At 57.5% G+C, this 19129-nt stretch carries 15 protein-coding genes; 10 read left to right on the plus strand and 5 right to left on the minus strand.

The window, feature by feature from the left end; translation table 11 throughout:
* Positions 1–54: 54 nt before the first annotated feature.
* Both ABIB80_RS11525 and ABIB80_RS11530 read right to left on the minus strand, forming a co-directional pair.
* A complete protein-coding gene (locus tag ABIB80_RS11525; RefSeq protein ID WP_007595322.1) occupies positions 55–1401 on the minus strand; it encodes a glycoside hydrolase family 16 protein in 1347 nt (448 codons plus the stop codon).
* A gap of 212 nt (positions 1402–1613) precedes the next feature.
* Entirely contained in the window at positions 1614–2735 is a 1122-nt protein-coding gene (locus ABIB80_RS11530) for an acyltransferase family protein (protein WP_083869846.1), read from the minus strand.
* Positions 2736–2873: 138 nt separating this feature from the next.
* Here ABIB80_RS11530 and ABIB80_RS11535 point away from each other — a divergent pair, with 138 nt between their 5' ends.
* Complete coding sequence (locus tag ABIB80_RS11535) at positions 2874–4151, plus strand: O-antigen ligase family protein (RefSeq protein ID WP_007595325.1); 1278 nt, start codon at positions 2874–2876, stop codon at positions 4149–4151.
* Between the two features lie 23 nt (positions 4152–4174).
* Here the strand turns inward: ABIB80_RS11535 and ABIB80_RS11540 are convergent, their stop codons facing one another.
* Entirely contained in the window at positions 4175–5245 is a 1071-nt protein-coding gene (locus tag ABIB80_RS11540; RefSeq protein ID WP_354127438.1) for a glycosyltransferase family 2 protein, read from the minus strand.
* A gap of 274 nt (positions 5246–5519) precedes the next feature.
* Between ABIB80_RS11540 and ABIB80_RS11545 the strand changes: the two genes are divergently transcribed.
* The 7 genes from ABIB80_RS11545 (at position 5520) to ABIB80_RS11575 (ending at position 14277) form a co-directional block, all read left to right on the plus strand.
* The gene (locus ABIB80_RS11545) at positions 5520–5978 is read left to right on the plus strand and encodes a hypothetical protein (protein ID WP_157158587.1); all 459 of its coding nucleotides are present in this window, start codon (positions 5520–5522) and stop codon (positions 5976–5978) included.
* A gap of 402 nt (positions 5979–6380) precedes the next feature.
* Positions 6381–7364 carry an NAD-dependent epimerase/dehydratase family protein gene (locus ABIB80_RS11550; RefSeq protein WP_007595332.1) on the plus strand — a complete coding sequence of 328 codons (984 nt, stop codon included), beginning with the start codon at positions 6381–6383 and terminating at the stop codon, positions 7362–7364.
* 642 nt (positions 7365–8006) lie between these two features.
* Positions 8007–10421, plus strand: coding sequence for a polysaccharide biosynthesis tyrosine autokinase (locus tag ABIB80_RS11555; protein ID WP_007595333.1), 2415 nt, complete (start codon positions 8007–8009; stop codon positions 10419–10421).
* 68 nt (positions 10422–10489) lie between these two features.
* Complete coding sequence (locus ABIB80_RS11560; protein WP_354127439.1) at positions 10490–11125, plus strand: hypothetical protein; 636 nt, start codon at positions 10490–10492, stop codon at positions 11123–11125.
* Between the two features lie 226 nt (positions 11126–11351).
* Entirely contained in the window at positions 11352–12635 is a 1284-nt protein-coding gene (locus ABIB80_RS11565) for a hypothetical protein (protein WP_219684430.1), read from the plus strand.
* Positions 12636–12661: 26 nt separating this feature from the next.
* Positions 12662–13351: a hypothetical protein gene (locus ABIB80_RS11570; protein ID WP_157158589.1), complete on the plus strand. Its 690-nt coding sequence runs from the start codon at positions 12662–12664 to the stop codon at positions 13349–13351.
* A 632-nt stretch (positions 13352–13983) separates the two neighbouring features.
* Complete coding sequence (locus tag ABIB80_RS11575) at positions 13984–14277, plus strand: hypothetical protein (protein ID WP_219684429.1); 294 nt, start codon at positions 13984–13986, stop codon at positions 14275–14277.
* A 503-nt stretch (positions 14278–14780) separates the two neighbouring features.
* On the opposite strand, the gene ABIB80_RS11580 is transcribed toward ABIB80_RS11575, so the two are convergent.
* Positions 14781–16211, minus strand: a complete 1431-nt coding sequence (locus tag ABIB80_RS11580; RefSeq protein WP_219684428.1) for an undecaprenyl-phosphate glucose phosphotransferase — start codon at positions 16209–16211, stop codon at positions 14781–14783.
* 592 nt (positions 16212–16803) lie between these two features.
* Between ABIB80_RS11580 and ABIB80_RS11585 the strand changes: the two genes are divergently transcribed.
* Positions 16804–17541: a metallophosphoesterase gene (locus ABIB80_RS11585; protein WP_354127440.1), complete on the plus strand. Its 738-nt coding sequence runs from the start codon at positions 16804–16806 to the stop codon at positions 17539–17541.
* Between the two features lie 800 nt (positions 17542–18341).
* Positions 18342–18608, plus strand: a complete 267-nt coding sequence (locus tag ABIB80_RS11590) for a hypothetical protein (protein WP_007595347.1) — start codon at positions 18342–18344, stop codon at positions 18606–18608.
* Between the two features lie 298 nt (positions 18609–18906).
* Here the strand turns inward: ABIB80_RS11590 and ABIB80_RS11595 are convergent, their stop codons facing one another.
* Positions 18907–19122: a hypothetical protein gene (locus ABIB80_RS11595; protein ID WP_007595348.1), complete on the minus strand. Its 216-nt coding sequence runs from the start codon at positions 19120–19122 to the stop codon at positions 18907–18909.
* Positions 19123–19129 lie beyond the last annotated feature (7 nt).

The raw sequence follows: 19129 nt of genomic DNA on the forward strand, positions 1-19129 counted from the left end.
GGCTTGATTCAGATCACACGGAGCTGTGCTCACGCTGCATGTGCACCCCTCCGATCAGCGGTGCACATGCAGCGACAGTAGACGGCAAGATCTGGCTTTTTTTGGTTGGATCACCGTGGTGTCGCAAGCAACTGGGACTTCTTTGGGGCCGACCTCGCCCGCGACTTCGGCCGTCAGTTTGCTGCCCAGCAGATAGTTCCCTTCACGCCGCACGGCCGGCAGCGCAAACTCGATCACGCTGACGCCATTTTCCCCTTCCTTGCGAGAGTCCTGTTGCAGCGGCTTCTTTGCCGATGCGACCATAGCGCCGGTTATTTCGTCGAAGACGTACGCGTGAAGCGTTCGATTTGTCGGATAGTCGTCCGGAATCTTGATCGGAATTTCGATCTTGAGCGGATCGGTCGTGCCCAGCGACAATACCCCCGCGTTCGGCTTCTTATCCGCTACTACGTTCGTAACGTTGAGGAATGTCGGCTTGGGCATGTCGTTGAGCGCTGCCCTATATCCAAAATCATTCGGATCCGGTGTCACGTCGCTCGGACCGCATTTTCGGCTTCCCCGTTCGGAGGGCGTGAACTGGCAGACGCGAACGTAGTCGATCTTGAACGCCTGCGGGAAAGCCGCATCATCGATCCCGTGCCGGCCGGCCCAGGCTGCTCCGCCGACAGCAAAATTGAGATCGATGTGCGCCGGTGGTCCCAGTTGGCCATCCTTCCTGAGCCACTGGTACATGCGCGTGTAGACGAGACGGCCATCCCAGAAGAACGAAATGCGGTCAGGAGCCCAAACGAAGCCGGCAATATGCCAGTCCTTGTTCAGATCCTCCTTGCTGACCATGTCCTGAAACCTGAGCACGAAGGAGCTGTCCACATACGTGTAGGACTGCGGCGTCCACTTATCTTTAGTCATGGCATTCGAGTGCAGCATGTTCGGCTTGTCTTCCACACCATTGATGACGTACTCGAAAATGTCGATCTCCGGCGGATGCCAGAACTTTCCATCGATATCGTAGTCGGCTTCGAGCCAGAATGCCGGCCACGATCCCCGCGCATTCGGAAGAAAGACCCGCGCTTCATAGTAGCCGTAGTAGAATGTCTGATGGCTCCGGATCATCCCGGAATCGAACGTGTCCGCCCCCTCATTCTTTTTTGCAGTCAGATTCAGCGTACCTTCGGACACCACGTGGTTGTCGCGGTAGCGCTGCTTTTCATCGTTGAAATGATCCATCGTTTCGTTGTTGTAGATGTATCGGGTCGCCCATTTGGTTCGATCAAGCTTGTCGCCGTTGAACTCATCCGAAAACACCAGCTCCCAGCCAGCGCACCAGGCCGGCGTTGCGGATCCGAATGCAACGACTATCGAGGCGACACAAAGGACTTGCCTGCGCACGGCTGCGAACATCAACGAGATCCTTTCGGTACGGCTGTTAGCCGGCTGAGAAACGCTGTGCCGGCTCAATGCGCAAAGACTTTGGCAATGGTGACGCTGCCACGTCGCGAGCCGGCACACGCAAGCGCACGGCCCTGCGGCTTTTTCGCAAGTAGACGTGCAACTTGCGATCGTTTTGGGGCGGTGACTTGTCGAACAATCAAGAACATTTGACTGTTCCCCGATCAGGTTCCCTCCTTGAGTGCCGTCGAGTGCTTGATTGATCGGCCGGACTGCCGGTTCGCGGCGCGGTCAAGCCGGCTTCGAATCTGTCCCGTCATCTTCACTTCAAGCAGGCGATGGCTGATCGTTGCAACGACAAGCGACGGCGGAAGCGAGGCCAGGAGAAAAAACAGTTGCGATCCGCTCCCCAATGCATCGACCATGCCCGTTCGATACATGATCAGCTTGACCCCGGCCATGACGATCGGCGGCCAGAGATAGAAACTGAAGCTGATCGTTCCAAGCCACTGCATCATTTGCCAACGCAGCATTCTTCCGAACAGGCCGTTCCCTCGGGACATGCCAAGCAGGAAAATAGTCCCGAAGACGCCACCAAGAACAACAAATGGAAAAGCAGAGATCCAGTCATGGAATGGCAAATATGCCGGCGTGACAAAGCCAACGTAGTCTGTTGCACTGGCAAGCTCGAGGCCTCTCCAGACAGTCAGGAACAGCACGAAGAAGATCGCCGGGTACTTCGCCAGCGATTGCAACGACGTCGACGATAGGTACTTCTCCGCAATGAGCACGCCACCAATCATCAGGAGCGCGCGGGGATAGTACACGAGCAAGACCAGCGAACTGACGGCTAACGTCAGCGCCAGCGGCCGACTGACGCCGCTGACTAGGAAAACGACGGCACATACTCCATAGAACAGGAATTCGTATCCGAGCGACCACGCCGCGGGATTGATCTGGATGATGTCAATAAATGGCGGCGGCGCCAACAGATTTGCACCAACCAACAGCAGACTTGGACCCTTTCCTGAAAGCCAGCCAGAAATCGCGATCGCGATCACGGTCATCCAGAGCACAGGAAGAATCCTCGCATAGCGATCAAGAATAAAGGTCACGACCGAGGATGCTCGATAAAGGCTTGGCAGAATCACGATTCCACTGATGCCGAAGAAGAACTCGACACCGAATTTTCCGGACTGCAGCGCTTCACCCAACAGCCCTCTGGCAAACAGATCGAACGTGGGTAATCCGGAATGAACGACGTGATAGACGAATACCATGAGGCAAAACAAACCTCTGGCACCATGAACGTAAGGGTTAATTCTTGCGCTCGCGTTGTGTTCCATGTGGGAAGTCGCTACAGGCTCTAGTATAGAGGGTGAACAGCCTCACGAGAGAGACCAAGGTGGATCGCGATCGTTACCCTGTGCCCAGACGCACCCACCAACCGAGGCGCCACGAAACAGTAATCGACGAGTCCCAACATGGTGAGCCTCGACACATTCCCAGCCAGAACCTCGTCTAACAAGCGCGCTGCAGCAGCGTCAAGCGACGAGACCAATAGCGTCATTTTCGCGCACATCGCCTTCATTCTGTGCATTTGCATGCAGCGCTTCGGACTCCTCATTGGAACCGGACAGATCTTCTTTTCGCTGTTCGGATTCTTCGCGCTCGTCGCGTGGGGATGGTGGGTTGGTCTGGTGAGCATTCGCGGGCCGCAGACTCTCGCATTCGGACTCGTCGTCGTCTGGTTTCTCTTCAGCGCGGTCGCCGCAGCCGAATCTCCCGATCGCGGCGTGGAGATCAGCTCGGCATCGCTTGCGATGGTTCTTGTCACGAATTCGATCTTCCTGTTCGGACCCTCGACGAGATTCTCCAACGAGGCGGTCCTTCCCGTCTTCCTGTTCTATGTTCGCCTGTGCGCCGTTCTGGCAATCGTCCAGATCGTTCTTCAATTCGGCGGAATACGGATCTTCTCGTTCAAGGATACAATCCCGGCGCTCGATCCCGTCCTCGTCGAGTCCGCCTACAATCAAAATGCGGTGGAATTTTATGGCTCGCTGAATCGGCGCGCGAACGGGTTTTTCCCGATGGAGCCGGGAGCGCTGTCCCAATTGCTCGCTATAGGAGTTGTCGTCGATGTGTTCATTTTGCGGCGACTTGCCTATCTTCCGTTATACGCCATCTCGTACGTGCTCACCCGGTCCGGATCAGGCCTCCTGGTGCTCGTCGTGTCCCTGAGTGTCTATCCCCTGATTGCTCCGCTCAAATCACTACGGGTTATCGCCATCGGGGCGGCCGTTGCCTTGATGATCGGTACAACGTACCTCATTGCACCGGAGCCTTTTGATCCCATCGTTAGTAGGCTTGATGAATTCAGTTCAACCAAGTCGAGCGGCTATGCCCGCTACGTCGCACAACTGCAGACCTGGGACTATCTCTTTCAGACCGACAGAGTGCTTATCGGCTCCGGGCCCGGCGGATTGGAACGGTCGCCCGCCTACTTCGGCGGCAGCGGAAATCCCGTTCTCAAGCTCGTTGCGGACTACGGAATTGTCGGGCTACTGATTTTCCTATTCTATCTCGTCCTCTCGATATTCAGAAAAGACAACTCGATGCTCGCATTGACAATGCTGGCCTGCTATCAGCTCGGCGGCGGCAACCTCGCCATGGCTCCATTCCTGATCTTGATGGCAATGCTGTGCGTATGGTCGCAATCGCCAGGCGCTGCCCTGAGGTCGATCCGTCCTCAGGCTCTCTGACCGAAGTGTCCCAGCCAGCCCCATCATCGAATGATGCGGAATCGACCGAGCAACGCACGCAACCATTTCGGCCGCTGGGCGGGCACGTACCGCAAACTCACCAGGGCACGACGAAAGTACCGCGGACTGATGAGGATGCAGAAGATCCACGCCAGCAGCGATATACGCTGCGACCTTGAGAAGCCTTGTGGCGACGCAGCCGCTCCAAGGGCATCGACAGCGATGCTCAATGAACTATCCGCCGCGATTGGATGAAGGTCCGGCCGCAGCTTGAACGACGCTATCCGCAAGCAAAGAAATATCAAATTACTCTTAAGCGCATCGGGCGCAACCGGCAGCTTCTCCGTGCGTGCGATCTCGGAAAAGAATCCGTACCGCCTCTGCGTGAGGTCGATCTCTCTGGCAAAGCGGGTATCGTCTAGTTGAAGGAACGCCCCGTGATTGAGGCCGTGCACCCGATAATATGCTAATGGTTTGGTGATCGTCACGATCTCGCCACAGGCGGGAGCGGCCGCCAACAGATAACTGTCGGGAGCCCGATCAACGAAGTCGGACTCAAAATCGAAAATACGCTCGACAAACCATTTCGGGTAGGCATTTCCAGACCCGGGCGGGGTCGGATAAGCGCCGGTGGTTGCCATCCACTTGCGGACGTCCTCCGAGGTTGGACAGGAGAAGTACTGCGGCAGGAGGTTTCCGGTCGGCTGCCCCTCGGCATCGATCACGCGCATCTGAAACTGATATTTGCTCGCGGCTTTGGACCAAACGGATACGATCTCCGTCATCACATCACGGTGCAAGGCATCGTCCGAATCGAGAAATATGACGATATCGCCGGACGACCTGCGAAAGCCATTCACGCAGGACATCATTTGCCCGGCGTTCGCCTGGCTGATGATTGTGACTTCGTCTGCAAATTCGTTGATCTCGTGGAGTGAATGGTCCGTCGACCCGTCATCGACGACGATCACCTCGACGTTTGGCCATCGTATATCCAGCGCGCTGCGGATCGCGGATCCCACGTAAGCTGCGTAATTGTGGTTCGGAATGACGACCGAGAGGCGCGGCAGGATCGCCAGCTCGACTTCCGACAACACAGCGTGTCCTGGTCTCTTCAACATTCGCCGCCTAGAATACTCGCGTTGTAAGTACGTCGCATGACGGCCGAGAGAACATCACACTCAACGGACGTCAGACACCAATCCAGGAAGGTGCAGCCTTTAGCACGTGTTTTCAAGCGCAAGGAAGAGGCAAGTTCCTCGCCCGCAATTCCACGGAACTATTTTACCCGTCATTCTGTTGCCGCAACTGCAATTCTATCCTGCCGCCGATAACCGCGGCTTCCAACCATCATGGATGTGCAGAGCAGTGAAGATGCATGATAACCTATCTAGGCACTTAGACGGTTATTTGGCGATCTCTGTGGTGATCGCTTCATCGCTCGTCGCAACGACAGCCGATGCTCAAATTTCAGGCTTCGGTCGCACGTCTCCTCCGATGTATGGCGGCTCCGGCATTTCCACTCGGCCTTCGAGTTCGGTTCGGCCGATGGAAGGTACGTTCGCTCCAAATCACACGACAGTAGACGGAAAGCTTTGCATATCAGTCAATCCGTTGACGCACCCCCAAGCCAACAACCCCAAGATCATCGAGCAGATTGTGCTGGTTCAAAACATTTGCGGTCAATCGATCCGGGTTCGGGTTTGCTACGCGGGAAGTTCCGATTGCATGGACGTGCCACTCGCAGGATACCAGAAGCTGCAAAGGCTGTTGGGGATCGCGGCCGGATCAACGAATTTTCAATTTGAGTATCGCGAGCTCTATTGAGCTGCTGAACCAAACGAGCAACCTGGTTGAACGCGAAATGATACCTTCACAAGACATCTACGATCATACCCGTGGCGAACACATCCTCCCATCTACTCGCGTTGCCGATCGAACCAGTGCCACCGCATTCAGGATCACCTAAATGGAACCGATGACGCTGAGCATGTCACACCCGCTAACGATGTTGTTCTCGCCGCATGAGCCACGCATGCTTGATCTGCAGAAGCAACAACGCTCGCCGGCGGGGGCACCACACGTCAAGCGATCTCGGTTTTGGCGGGCACAATTTTTGCACCGGCGGGCCGTGCAGCTCTCTGATGCGCGCGCTCGATTACCGGGGAGCCTTGACCGAAGTTCATCGCAGTTAACTCGGCACCTTCACTCACATTGACCCTCGCGCACATGTCCAATCTCACCCAGGCTATTGTATTTGGAGGCGCAGGCTTCATCGGTACACATCTGATGACGCGGATGCTCGCTTCCGGGCGCTACAACCGGATCGTTTCGGTGGATATCGGGAAGCCTAGGGCGCACGTCGAAGGCGTCGAATATGTCCATCATGATGTCCGTGAGCCAATCGACCCGAAGCTGGGTGGCGGGGTGCCTGCCGACATCTTCAACCTGGCTGCGATCCATGTCACCCCCGGTCATCCGGACGGAGACTATTATTATACAAACGTGCTGGGGGCGGTGCACGTCTGCCGATTTGCGAAAGACACTGGCAGCCGGAACATCATTTTTACCAGTTCGATATCGGTCTACGGTCCGACGGAAACCCCACTTACCGAAGATGCGACGCCAGTCCCTGTCAGTGCCTATGGACGCTCCAAACTCTCGGCCGAAGCGATCCATCGTCTATGGCAGTCCGAACACCCGGACAGGCGGCTGACCATCGTACGTCCCGCCGTCATCTATGGCCGCTACGAGCGAGGCAATTTCACGCGATTGTCGAGGCTTCTCGAAAGGCGGGCCTTCATCTATCCCGGCCGAACCGACACTATCAAGTCGTGCGGCTACGTGAAGGACCTCGTCTCGTCGATGCTCTTCATGGCGTCTCGCAACGACAGTCTGTCGATCTACAATTTCTGCTATGAGCACCGTTACACCATCAGCCAGATTTGCTCCGCCTTCTCTCAAGCTGCCGAATACCCCAAGCCGACGATAACGATTCCGGTATGGCTGATGGATCTCGCCGTGCTTCCATTCGAGGTGCTGCAGGCCGTCGGCATCAAGACCGGCATCAATCGTGACCGGATCAAGAAGTTGTGGTTTTCTACGAACATTCTGCCGAAGCATCTGATCGCAAGCGGGTTCAAATTCGACTACGACCTGGCAAGCTCGCTTGTCGATTGGCATCGGGAATCCTCGACCAAGGATTTTGATTGAGGTCTCGTTGGCTTAATTTTTAAGTGCCCGGCCGATCAGAGATTCACCGGTGGAACTCCAAAGCCGACCCTCGCCACTACAGCGGATGCTCCGAAGCCCCCCGGCTCGTTCGCACTCCGGCATCTCGTGCTCGGACGTAACTCCGGACCGGATCCCTTGCCTCTGGGAGTTGCTCGATCCTCATGCTTGTCCGTCACACTGAGGCCGATATTGCATTGCAGAATTCGATGCTGGTCGCGCGTAATCCACCGCGGCGCCAGGCGGGTCGAGCTGTCTGCCCAGATCATGGGCAACCCCTGATCTTCTCAGGCGGCGTAAATCGTTAGTTTTGAAGGTCCCTTTTTTTGGCAGAGTTGGCGGAGAGGCATTGTGACGATTTTGCGGCGATCGGCACCGACGTTGGCCCGGCAGCGTTGCCGAAACCTGTCTGACCAAACAGCGTGTCGGACGATCCAAGTAGGTGTTTCGCCGGAGCCTCGATGGCATTGGTCGACCCTCGAGCGCCGCGATCTCGATCACCACATCCGGCGTGTCGAGTTCTGCCAAGGCATGACTTCTAAGCGGCACTTTACCATTCAAGAATCAGCGCGGCGGCAAGGCAGCCTGTTGCCGCATTCACAGAGATTTAGGTAGGCGGGCGGGATGCTTCAGAAGATCACATCTCGAGAGATCGAAACCACCGCGCCGGAGGCTCCATCGCTGGAGCAGACCATCTCCTCCGTGCTTGCGCTGGTGAGCCGGCAGTATCCTGTGATGATTTTCACGCTGCTCCTGTGCATCGGTCTTGCCGGCATCTACGTGTTCACGGCACCGAAGCGATATACCGGAACGGCGATCCTGATGATCGACAGCCGTAAGATGCAGGGCCTGCAGACACAAGCGCCCGCGAGCGGCGGAGATAACCCGATCGACTCGGCGATGGTCGACAGTCAGGTCGAACTTCTCAAGTCCGAAGCGATCGCCACCAAAGTCATCAAGGACTTAAAACTTGTGGGGTCGGCAGACTTCATGAGCGATGGTGGCGGATTGCTCAGCAGCATCAGTGGCGCGATTACCGGAATATTCTCCGAATCGACCCCGCCCACGGAAGAGCAAATACTGCGCGCAGCACTCTCTCGCTTTGCGAGCGGCCTCAGCATCAAGCGCGTCGGCGTGACTTATGTTATCGAGATCTCCTTTCAGGCATTATCGCAGGAGCTGGCAGCGCGGATCGCCAACGCAGTTGCCGACGGCTATATCTTGGACTCGTTGGAATCGAAATATCAGTCATCGAGACGGGCGGCGGTCTGGCTGCAGGACCGATTGAAGGAATTGCGGTCGCAGGCATCTTCTGCCGAACGCACTGTTGCGGATTTCAAGGCCAAGAACAACATCATCGACGCCGGCGGGCGACTGCTCACCGAGCAGCAACTCGCTGAAATCAATACTTCGCTGACGGCTGCGCGTAGCCAGCGTGCGGAGGCACAAGCTAAGCTCGAACGCATCACCGCGATATTGAATGCGGACAGCGACGATTCTAAGGTCATTCTGAATGACCTCGCGACTGTGAGCGAGACGATGGCCAACCCGGTCATCACCAAATTGCGCCAGACCTATCTCGAGTACGCGGCCAAGCAGGCCGATTGGTCGAACCGATATGGACCAACACATCTGGCGGTCGTCAATTTGCGCAACCAGATGCGGGAACTCCGACGCTCGATCATTGACGAATTGCGGCGCACCGCCGAGGTCTACAAGAGTGACCTTGAAATTGCCAAGGCGCGCGAAGAGTCCAGCCAGAAGAGCTTGAACGATACGATAGCGATCTCGAATAATACAGGTCAGGCCCAAATCGTCCTCAGAGATCTGGAAAGCAACGCTCAGAGCGCTCGCGCATTGTCTGACAACTTCCTGCAACTCTACATGGTCTCGGTTCAGCAGCAGTCGTTTCCCATTACCGAAGCGAGGGTGATCAGCCAGGCCGCGTCGACTCTGCCCAACAAGACGTCGCCAAGAACGACACTCATCCTACTTGCGGCGATCGTGGCTGGGTCGATTCTCGCAGCTCTCGTTGCAATCCTGCTTGACATGATGGATCGCGTCTTCCGTACCGTTTCGCAGGTCGAGCAATTCGTGGATACCCGCTGTCTCGCTTCGATTCCGGTGATAGAGCGGGGCGCCGTCAAAGCGAATTCCGCTCAATCCGGCAAAGCGGCCTGGCGATTCGGCAAACGCGACAAGCCCAATCTGCAGCAGGCACCCACGAACTACGGAAGATCCGGCACGACGTTGCCACTCCACGGATCCGCGCCCGGGTTCAGCCACCAGCAGTCCCACCGCGACCGTCTGCTTTCGACCGAAGAGAGCGTCGGGCGGCACGTGATCAATGCCCCGTTTTCACGCTTCGCAGAGGGATTTCGGTCGATTAAGCTAGCCAGCGATTTTGCGAATTTCGGTGCAGGCTCCAGCAAGGTCCTGGGGATTACCTCCGCTCTTCCGAACGAGGGAAAGTCAACCATCAGCGAAGCGCTGGCCCAAACCTTGGCGCAAAGCGGCTGCCGTACACTGCTGATGGACGGCGACATTCGCAACCCAAGCCTCACGGCGAGGCTTACTCCGGCTGCGCAGGGCGGCTTGATCCATGTCGTCCTGGGCCAAGCCGACTGGAGGGATGTCGTCTGGATAGACCCGCAGACGAATCTACAATTTCTGCCTTGTGCCATCACATCGCGCTTCTCGAATTCGAGCGACCTGCTGGCCTCGAAACAGATGGAAGACCTGTTCCAGGAACTACGGCAGCACTTTGATCGTATCGTTCTTGATCTTAGCCCGTTGGCGCCCGTCGTCGACGTCCGGGCGACCAGGGGGCTGGCTGATTCCTATATCCTTGTCATCGAATGGGCGAAGTCCAAAGTGGATATCGTCGAGCGCGTGCTAAGCGAAACGCCGGTTGTACGCGAGCGTATGCTCGGTGCGGTTCTCAACAAGGTGAACGTGTCAGTGATGAGCCGCTACGATACGTACGGCGCGACCTACTATCGCAATCGATACTACAAGAGGTACGGTTACGTCGATTAACATCCGATGCTTGATCCGGAGCTGCGGGCAGCGCTTGCCCGATATTTGACAGGGCCGTTGGGTACAACATGAATGATTTGGCGCTAGCGCATTCGGGACTTCTGATGGTGCGCTCAAGTCTGCTCTGTGTTGGTCTCTTGATGACGACAACTCCCGGCCGAGCCGAGCCGGTGAGTCCGGGCATTGTGAACTGCGGGTCTGGGATCACCGCCGAGCAGCGTCGACGTTGCGACGAAGAGGCGTTCAAGCAGATCCAGTCCGGCAGCCAATCGACACAGCTTGAGAGCGGATGGCGACTGGTGAAGAGCAAAAATCCGGACGGTGGCGCCGATGCCATTTCAGTGATGCATGTCGTCGATAGTGCCAAGTCGGATACGGGCCTTGCTGGCCTGAGCCTGCAATGTGGAAAAGGTGGTATCGAAATTGTACTCATTGTACTCGAGCCACTGTCCCGCTCGGCGCAACCGAACGTAGCCCTCATAGCAGGAGAGAAGCGCGCAGAGTTCCAGGCATCTGTGATCCAGAGCGGCGTGGCGCTCCTACTACCCGCCGACGCCTCGAAGCTTGCTGCCAGCGACTGGCAAAACGCAAACGAGCTTGCGGTTGAAATTGGGACCGCGCCGAGTGCGATCCACGGAGCGGTGCCGATGGCTGGACTGGCGACGGCTCTCCGTTACTTGTCGCAGTACTGCTACGTTCGATAATTTGGCCCGGAACTGTCATGCCGCGCGAATGCCGCAAATCAACCGCATGCTGGGGCCAGTTGGGAGGGCGCGTAATGATGATGGGTCATAGTGGCAATCACCGAGACGAGGGTGGCGTCGCCTTCTTGGCCATGCGGCGCATATCAATGTCCCACTCGTGTAATGCTGCACTCTATTCCCGCTTCCTCGTCTCACGGTTCTCCGATTGTTCGTGGCGTCCCGGCTTTTGATCGCATTGCTGGCCGCGACTCCGATATTGGCCATCACAGACGGCTCCTCCGCACAGCATGTGATTTCACTTGCTACTGCGGTGATGGTGGCCGTGATAACAAGAGGTCCGGAGACGCAAATCGCGTCTGCCGCGCAATTGCTGAAGCAATTTCTCCTCATATTCTTGCTTCCGGTCGTCTGGATGACGTTGCAAATCTTTCCAATGTCATCGCTTGCGAACCCGATCTGGTCGGCGACTTCGATCGCGTTGAATCAACCATCGTTGCCGGGCCGCATCAGCGTTGATCCGGGCGCAACGTTGCAAAGCCTGTTCCTCTATCTGGTCAATGTGTCGCTCCTGGTGTCGACTGTCGTCATCACCAGGGATCGCCGCACGGCCGAAACGATCCTGTACGTATTGAGCGCAGTGACGACCCTCATATCAGTCGAGTTCCTACTCAGCCAGCTCGATTCATTCGCTGGATTCATTCCCCAGACAGGCGCGGCGACGAATCTGTTTCCGGCAGCAGCCGCTCTTGCAATGTTGATAAATGGCGCACTCGTCGCCCGGGCCGTCGAACGCCACCTGCACCAGCAGGACATCCGCAATCTGGCCTCGCCCCAACTGTGGGTCGGCGTTTTCTGGGGCTTGTTGGGAATTACCGTAGCGCTCGCCGCACTTATGGCCCTCGAACAACACACATTGGTGGCGGTTACTGGCTGCGGATTGATGGTCCTTGTTTTCATAGCCGCTGTGCGACGCTTGGGATTTCGGTTTTGGCCTTCGGCGCTGTTGTTCTCGGGCCTTGCAGCAATCGCCAGCGCGATGGTTGTGCCGCACTCTCTATCCGGCGGCTTGGGCCTCCTTGGATTCGTCAGCCTTCCCCCGGAAGCAATTACGCCGGCAAAGCACCTGCTCTCTGATGCACCGACGTGGGGGAATGGTCTCGGAACCTTTAGGCTGACTTCGATAGCCTATCGGGAGTTCGGCGCTGCTCTGGCAGATCCTCCTTCCACCGCAGTCTTGATGGCTGTCGAGGCAGGAAGATTGGCGAGCGCCATCCTGGCAGCCTTCGCCGCCCAGTTCTTCCTCGTTAGCTTTCGCGGCGCCGTTCGGCGAGGACGCGATTCCTTTTTCGCCGCCGCCGCGGCGGCCGTCGTCGTCGTCGCGCTCTGCGAGAGCTTTCTTGATTCAAGCCTCTCAAACCCCACGATTCAGGCGATCGTGGCGGTGATGGTCGGAGTTGGACTTGCACAATCGGTAGGACGGACCAGTGGCGCCGACCGCTCGGCGGAATGACGCGCGCGCCGTAACATTGGCTTTGTATGAACAATGCATCGAAAATGAATTCATCGAGCACATTTCGCATTCTTTTGATGGCGTTGACCTTGACGGTCGGATCCTATGCGATTGTGTCGGCCGTAACGGAGGTGACGGCGCTGGGTCGGACGACATTTCCTACAGATGCGGCCGAGATTGGGGCGCGGTGGACTGGAGACGCGCCCTCATTGCTGGAAACGCGCCCGCCGTTTGGATCGGAGCTGGAGAGCAATCATGCCTTGATCGCCGCGCTGCAGACAATTGAGTCCGGTCGGCAAAGGGCCACGATCCTGCGATCCATAGCGCATACCGACGCTCTCAGCCGGGTCCGGCGAACGCTGTCGATGTCTCCTTACAATCCTGAACTATGGCTGGCGCTGGCGCTGCTTCAGGTCCAGCGCGACCCGCACGATCCGGTCGTGGTCGAGGCCCTGAAGATGGCATATTTCGTCGCACCAAACGACGCGCGATTGATGCCGGCGCGGATCGACATGGCGACCCGCTTCGACGCACTCGCCCTTCCGGACGTCAAGGACCTCGTACGCAGTGACGTTCGGCTCATCCTAATTCGCCGACCCGGGTCGAGATCAGCACTCGTGTCCGCTTATCGGCGGGCATCAAAACTGGGCAAGACTTTCCTGGAAGATGCCGTTGGATCGATCGATTCGTCCTTCCTAGCGACACTGCGCGGTTGACCTCGTGGCGTTTAGTGGGCGCGCTTCGCTGCAGTCGCCCGAACCTAGTTGACCAGGTCTTCTCAACCTCACCAGATCCGATCTGGGGTGATGCCCGAGTTTACCGCTTCGTCACAGCTTCAGGTCGTCCATCGTTCAGGCAAACCGTTGTGCGTGGCGCGTCGCTGCGCGTTTGCCTTTCATAATCAGTTCTCCTGCGCTATACGTACGATTTCCACCGTAGCCCGACATATTGTCATGCCCATCCAGACGGGGTTCATGGCAGTGCGGGAGCCGAGCGCCGTTGCGCAAGACACTCCGAGAGCTGCCGCTCGATCATCTTTCCGACTCATCTGCTGCGCCTCGAATGTCGAGCGGTTCTACGCGAGCTTCGTTGTGGCATAGCGCTCGCGCGATCCATGGCTCCAGCGCCGACCGTAGTTCGTACGGAGTCCACAAACGCCCCTCACTGTCGTAGCCGATTTTGCACGGATTGATGAAGGCAGCCGTGAGGTGATTGAGATAGAGTATCTTGGGACGTCATTGGCCGGAACGAGCCGATCTACGCTCCAGGCGCGCTATGCGCCTTTCCGTTCCGAGGTTTCTAAGGTTAATTTAGCCCCATATTTGAGCTTGCATTTCGGTGGGATTGGATGACGGTACTTGCCATAGTAAGCATCTGGCTGCTGCTCAACGTTTTATTCGTGCTCATCGTGGTTCCTCCCCGCGGGTCGCGATCGCGCCTCAACAGATCAGGAACAATCTTGGCGCCGGTCCCGATCGAAAAGCATCAAGACCAGCTCGATCACAACGAACAATTCTCCCTTCGCCACGCTCTCGGATCACTTGCAACGGGAGTTTTCTTCGTCCTGATGCCCCGGCTGCTCGCACTGAGAAAGGCCATCGTGGGGCTGTGGAACAAGATGCGCGGGAGGCATAAAACCTGAAGGTCGGTGATTGGCGCGAGCTCCAAAAGGAGCATTGCGATGGCGCGCGAGAGTCTGACCGAGGCGGAGTGGCGGCTGATAGATCACGCAATTGGCCGCTCTCGTGGAGGACTGGTGTAAAAATCCACGCTGTTGTGGATCAAGATGGCTGGTCCATGAGATTGCCGCTCTCGCGCTCACAGGCCTCGGATCCAAGCGCAGTACCTCAACCTCTCGCCGGCCCGCCTACGCACACGAGGGTCGTCGCCGGCGAGGACAGCAATGCCGTGGTCGATCCGATCGGGAGCAATGTTGCTCAGCCCAACATCCAATCTGCGGGTCTGCGATGTGCCGTCAGGGCAACCTAAACCGAACGCTTCTTCTGCAAGCGTAAACAGTTCCGACGACCAGACCGCTTCGACAAGCTCACACGCAACTTCTCCGCTGAGCCTGCTTGCCTCAATCCACAGCTAGCTCAGCGCTAATGAGTCCACGGCCCCAGCCGCCAAAGCCGCTGCGCTGACCTAGTAGGCCTCTTGGGAAATGACGGTAGCCGCCGTGCGCGCCATGATTTTCAGGTCGAGCCAAATGCTCCAATTCCTTACATACCAAACGTCATATTCTACCCGCTTTTCCATCAGGTCGATGGTCGGCGTTTCGCCCCGAAAGCCGTTAACCTGGGCCCAGCCTGTCAGGCCTGGCTTCATGTGATGGCGGTATACATAATTGCTGATGATCTCGTCATAATAGTTGTCGTGGGCAAGCGCATGTGGGCGTGGTCCGACCAACGACATGTCGCCTCGCAGCACGTTCCAGAGCTGGGGCAACTCGTCAATGCTGGTCATGCGAAGGAAGCGCCCCATCCTCGTGACGCGGGCGTCCCGCTTGGTCGCCTGAGTAATCGAGTGACCATCCTCGCACACGTTCATGCTGCGAAATTTCCAAATGTCGAACGGCTTGCCGTTGAAGCCGCGGCGCGACTGTCGAAAGATCACGCTCCCGGGCGAATCCAGCTTGATTAGAATGGAAACCGTGATCAGCACCGGCGCCAAGGCCACGAGCGAAAACAAGGCCAGACCGATGTCGAGGCAGCGCTTCTGGAGACGTTCAAACACGCTGAGTGGTGGCCGTTGAATCTCAATTGCCACCGTGCCGCTGACCGGCAAAAACGGGCGCGATACCAGATCGGCGATCGAATTATCCGGCAATAGCCGGATCGGCTGTGGCACGGCGCGCAAGTGCAGTTCGAGTTGCTGCAACAACGGTAGCTCGTTCCAGTCAACCGCCAGCAGGTACTCCTGCACATCTGCTGCACGGGCTTGGTGGATGACATCGCGGATTTGCCTCTCCCAACCGTTCCCATCGTTATTAGCGGGAAGCACGAAATGGCGCACCACGTCGAACCCATTCTTGCGCAGGTCCTTGAAACGGCTCGAGGTGAAATCAAGCGGCTTCAGACTGAGTAGGGCAACCTTGCGGTCGACCAATCGGCCCTTGGCAAAGCTCGTCTGAAGCGCCCACTGCCACGCAAAGCGCAGGCTGAGCAGCCCAACACCGCCAACGCCGGTAAAGATGAGGAACGTGCCGCGGGACAGATTGTCCGACGATTTCAATAGAAACGCCGCGACCGCAAGGATTGTCAGTGACACCAGCCAGATGATCACCGCTTTGCGCAATTGCCAGACCAGATTTAGCAGACGGTGCGTTGCATACACACCCTGCGAATAGGCGATCACAACAAACACTGTGCTGACGATCAATCCGGCGCCGATGGGCGCTCCGTCTCTGGATGACGGCGTGGCGAGGTTATAAAGCTCCGACGCTAGCGCGTAGCAGAGCAAAATCTGCAAAAGGTCGGCCGCGATAACGAAAAGCTGAAAAGGCCTCTGAAGAGCCGTGCCCCGTGCGGAGGACACCGCATAAGCGCTTTCAGAGCTATAAGCTGCAACAACCATTCGATCCTCGAAGTGTGGAGGGTGCCTGGCGGTCATTGTGATGCTGAAGATTTGCCGCTTCCCAAGCAGAGGGTGTTAAGTGATCGCAGCGATTGTGTGGCGCCGCACGCAAATTTACGATGCCCGGATATGCGTCGCGTCGAAAATGCGCATCGAATTTGTGGCGCTCAAAGCTCTCGTCACAGTGCTGACATATCGGTGACGCGTTGCCCTGTTCTGAACCAAGTTCCACATTCCAACACGATGCTTCAATGGTCGCGCGAGCGGTGTCCGCTCATCTTTGCGACGTTTCCATCGTGTTGCGAGACTGCTACTGGAGTCATTTGCGCGAACTCCGGCGGATATCTATCTACGGATGTACCCCGGATTTGCATTAGGCATGCATCTTTGCCGCGCGGTGCACTTCAGTAATGCAGTTTCCACGGCCCTGTTGTCCGGCGGACCACACAAAAGAATTCCGCCCTTCTTTTGGCGTGATCACCGGAGAATGAGGACGTCACTCTATCCACCGCACACTGTTCGCGTCAGATGGAGAGTTCTCAGGTGCGGCGACTTGGGGAGATTTTGTCGACCACCTGATCGATTGTGCGCCATGATATCTCTCGCCCGACGACGTCGGCCAATCCAAAAGCCGCACTTGCCCGAGGGGGTTCGCATCTATGCGATCTCGGATATCCACGGCTGTGCGCATCTGCTGCAGCCCATGTTGCGGGTCATCGACGCCGACATGGCTCGCAGCCGCCCGCACTATGCGATCGAGGTCTTCATGGGCGATTACATCGATCGTGGTCCGGACACGCGCGCCACCCTCGACATCCTAGTCGAGCGGAGTCGCCGAGGAAATGCGGTCTTCCTCAAGGGTAATCACGAGGCATTTCTGGTGGAGGTGCTCGAAGACCCTTCACTGTTCGAGGATTGGATTGCCGTCGGCGGAACCCAGACATTGATGTCCTATGGACTCGCTCCGGCAGATCTGAAGCGCGATGAGCCAACATCGATCTTGCGCGATTTGATTCGCGCAATGCCGACTGAACATCTGGAATTTCTGGACAATCTGCGGCTGAGCTTTACGTGCGGGGATTTCTTCTTCGTGCATGCGGGCGTCCGACCGGGCGTGGGGTTGTCCGAACAGCAGGAAAACGATCTTTTGTGGCTTCGCGCGGAGTTCCTGGAGAGCGAGAAGCATTTCGGGAAATATATCGTGCACGGTCACACGCCGGTGCGGAGCGCCGACGTGCGAAACAATCGCGCCAACATCGACACAGGCGCCTATGCGACGGGCAATCTCACGCTGATGAGCATCCAGGGAAGCCGAATGCTCGCGGTGTGAACGATCCGCATTCGCCTGCTGTCGATCGGCCGGGGCGAGCTCTACGAGGAGGGGCGAATATGCCTCCAACCGACACCTAATTGAGCATGCACAGCGAATGCGAGCGTGCTCGGCTTTCCGCCATCCAAACGCTCCAGGCCCGCTCGTGCTTGAGGTAAAGTTCCAACCAGCGCTCATCGCTGTTGTTCTGACCAAGGCGAAGGTGCTCCTGGAGCAAAGAAGGGCCTCCCAGAGACCCTTCCGGACTATCCAGCCTCTCGAACTCGACGGTTTCCGAACTCGTCAGCCCGACCAGGACACGCTGTCCGGCTCCATCTACGATGTAGCGCCTCGGAGCATCCTTCCTCGCCTTGGTCATGCCCTTGTACCTTCTTTTGACGTCTTATCCGAACGAGATCCCGTCACGCGAACCCATGAGACCGAAACGCTTGTCGGAATGCCGGAAGGTTGAGGTCCGGGGACGACGCCAACAATCCAGAAGCCATGGAAACCGTCCTGGATGGTGCGATGCCCATCAAGAGCACGCAGTGTGTCGACATCATGGTTCGCGATGATTGAGGACGCCGAAAGATTGTTCAGGCCTGCTCTGTCGGGAAGCAGCGGTGCTCCGGCATTCTTTCTGCCCGTCGAGGCGCAAGCTTTCGCAAGTGGCGCGGACGGCCTCCAAGGCGGCGTTGCTCAAGCCGGTTCGGTTGCGAACTATCCCCCTCGGGAATGAGCCGACGCTCAGGAAGACACTTGCAACCATTCCGAAGCCGTCGCATTATTTTCACGCCGCATTTTGAGAGGGATTCAATCCAATGAACTTTCGCGCTCCCGGTACATTCATTGCTCTTTCTGCCCTTGGCCTCGCTTTGACCACGACTGCCGCCCCTGCCGCGGAGCTCACACTCGTTCCGCCACATCATCACGCCGCCTATATCCGAACCGGGGTCGTGTTGTGGGATGACGTCTATCCGCCCGCGATCTATGGCCCGCAGCTACGCTCCGTCGAGGACGTCGCGGCCATGAAGGCGGAAGCGCGGCCCGTGTCCCAGCGTTGGTGGGGATATTGGTACGTCCGCTAGATATGTGCGCGCTTGGCAAGAGCCGAGCTGCGCTCCGATAATGAACCGCCGCACGACTGGGCAACCAGCGGCGGCGGTTTTCGTTTGGATCCCATTGAGAATGCGCTCGCGCACGAATGCGCGTCTTGGCCTTGAGCCTTGTATTTGACCCTGGCCTTGAGTGTTGGCTTTGAATGATGGCCTTGAGCTGGTCATGCAGCTCGCGCTGCAGGGTCGGGCACAAGCCGAACACCGCCAGCGGGCCAGGCAAATAAGACTTCGCTCCGTCAGGAAGGACCGCCGATTGCCGCGAGGGCCGCTACTTCGGCGACGCGCCCCGCTCCCAGGGCCGCTTGCCGTCCGTCCCTCTGTCCCAAGGGCGCGCTGTTGGGGCGTCCTTCTCCTGCGTGGCGGCCTGCGCACGATCGGCCTGAACCCGTTCGCGATCGGTCAATGGGGCCTTCGGAGCTGGCGGTTCGGTCTGCGCCAATGCCGGCGTCGTAATGAGCAGCGTCGCCAAAATGAATTTTTTCATCCCCGCC

Source organism: Bradyrhizobium sp. i1.15.2, from assembly GCF_040548425.1.
GTDB lineage: Bacteria > Pseudomonadota > Alphaproteobacteria > Rhizobiales > Xanthobacteraceae > Bradyrhizobium > Bradyrhizobium canariense.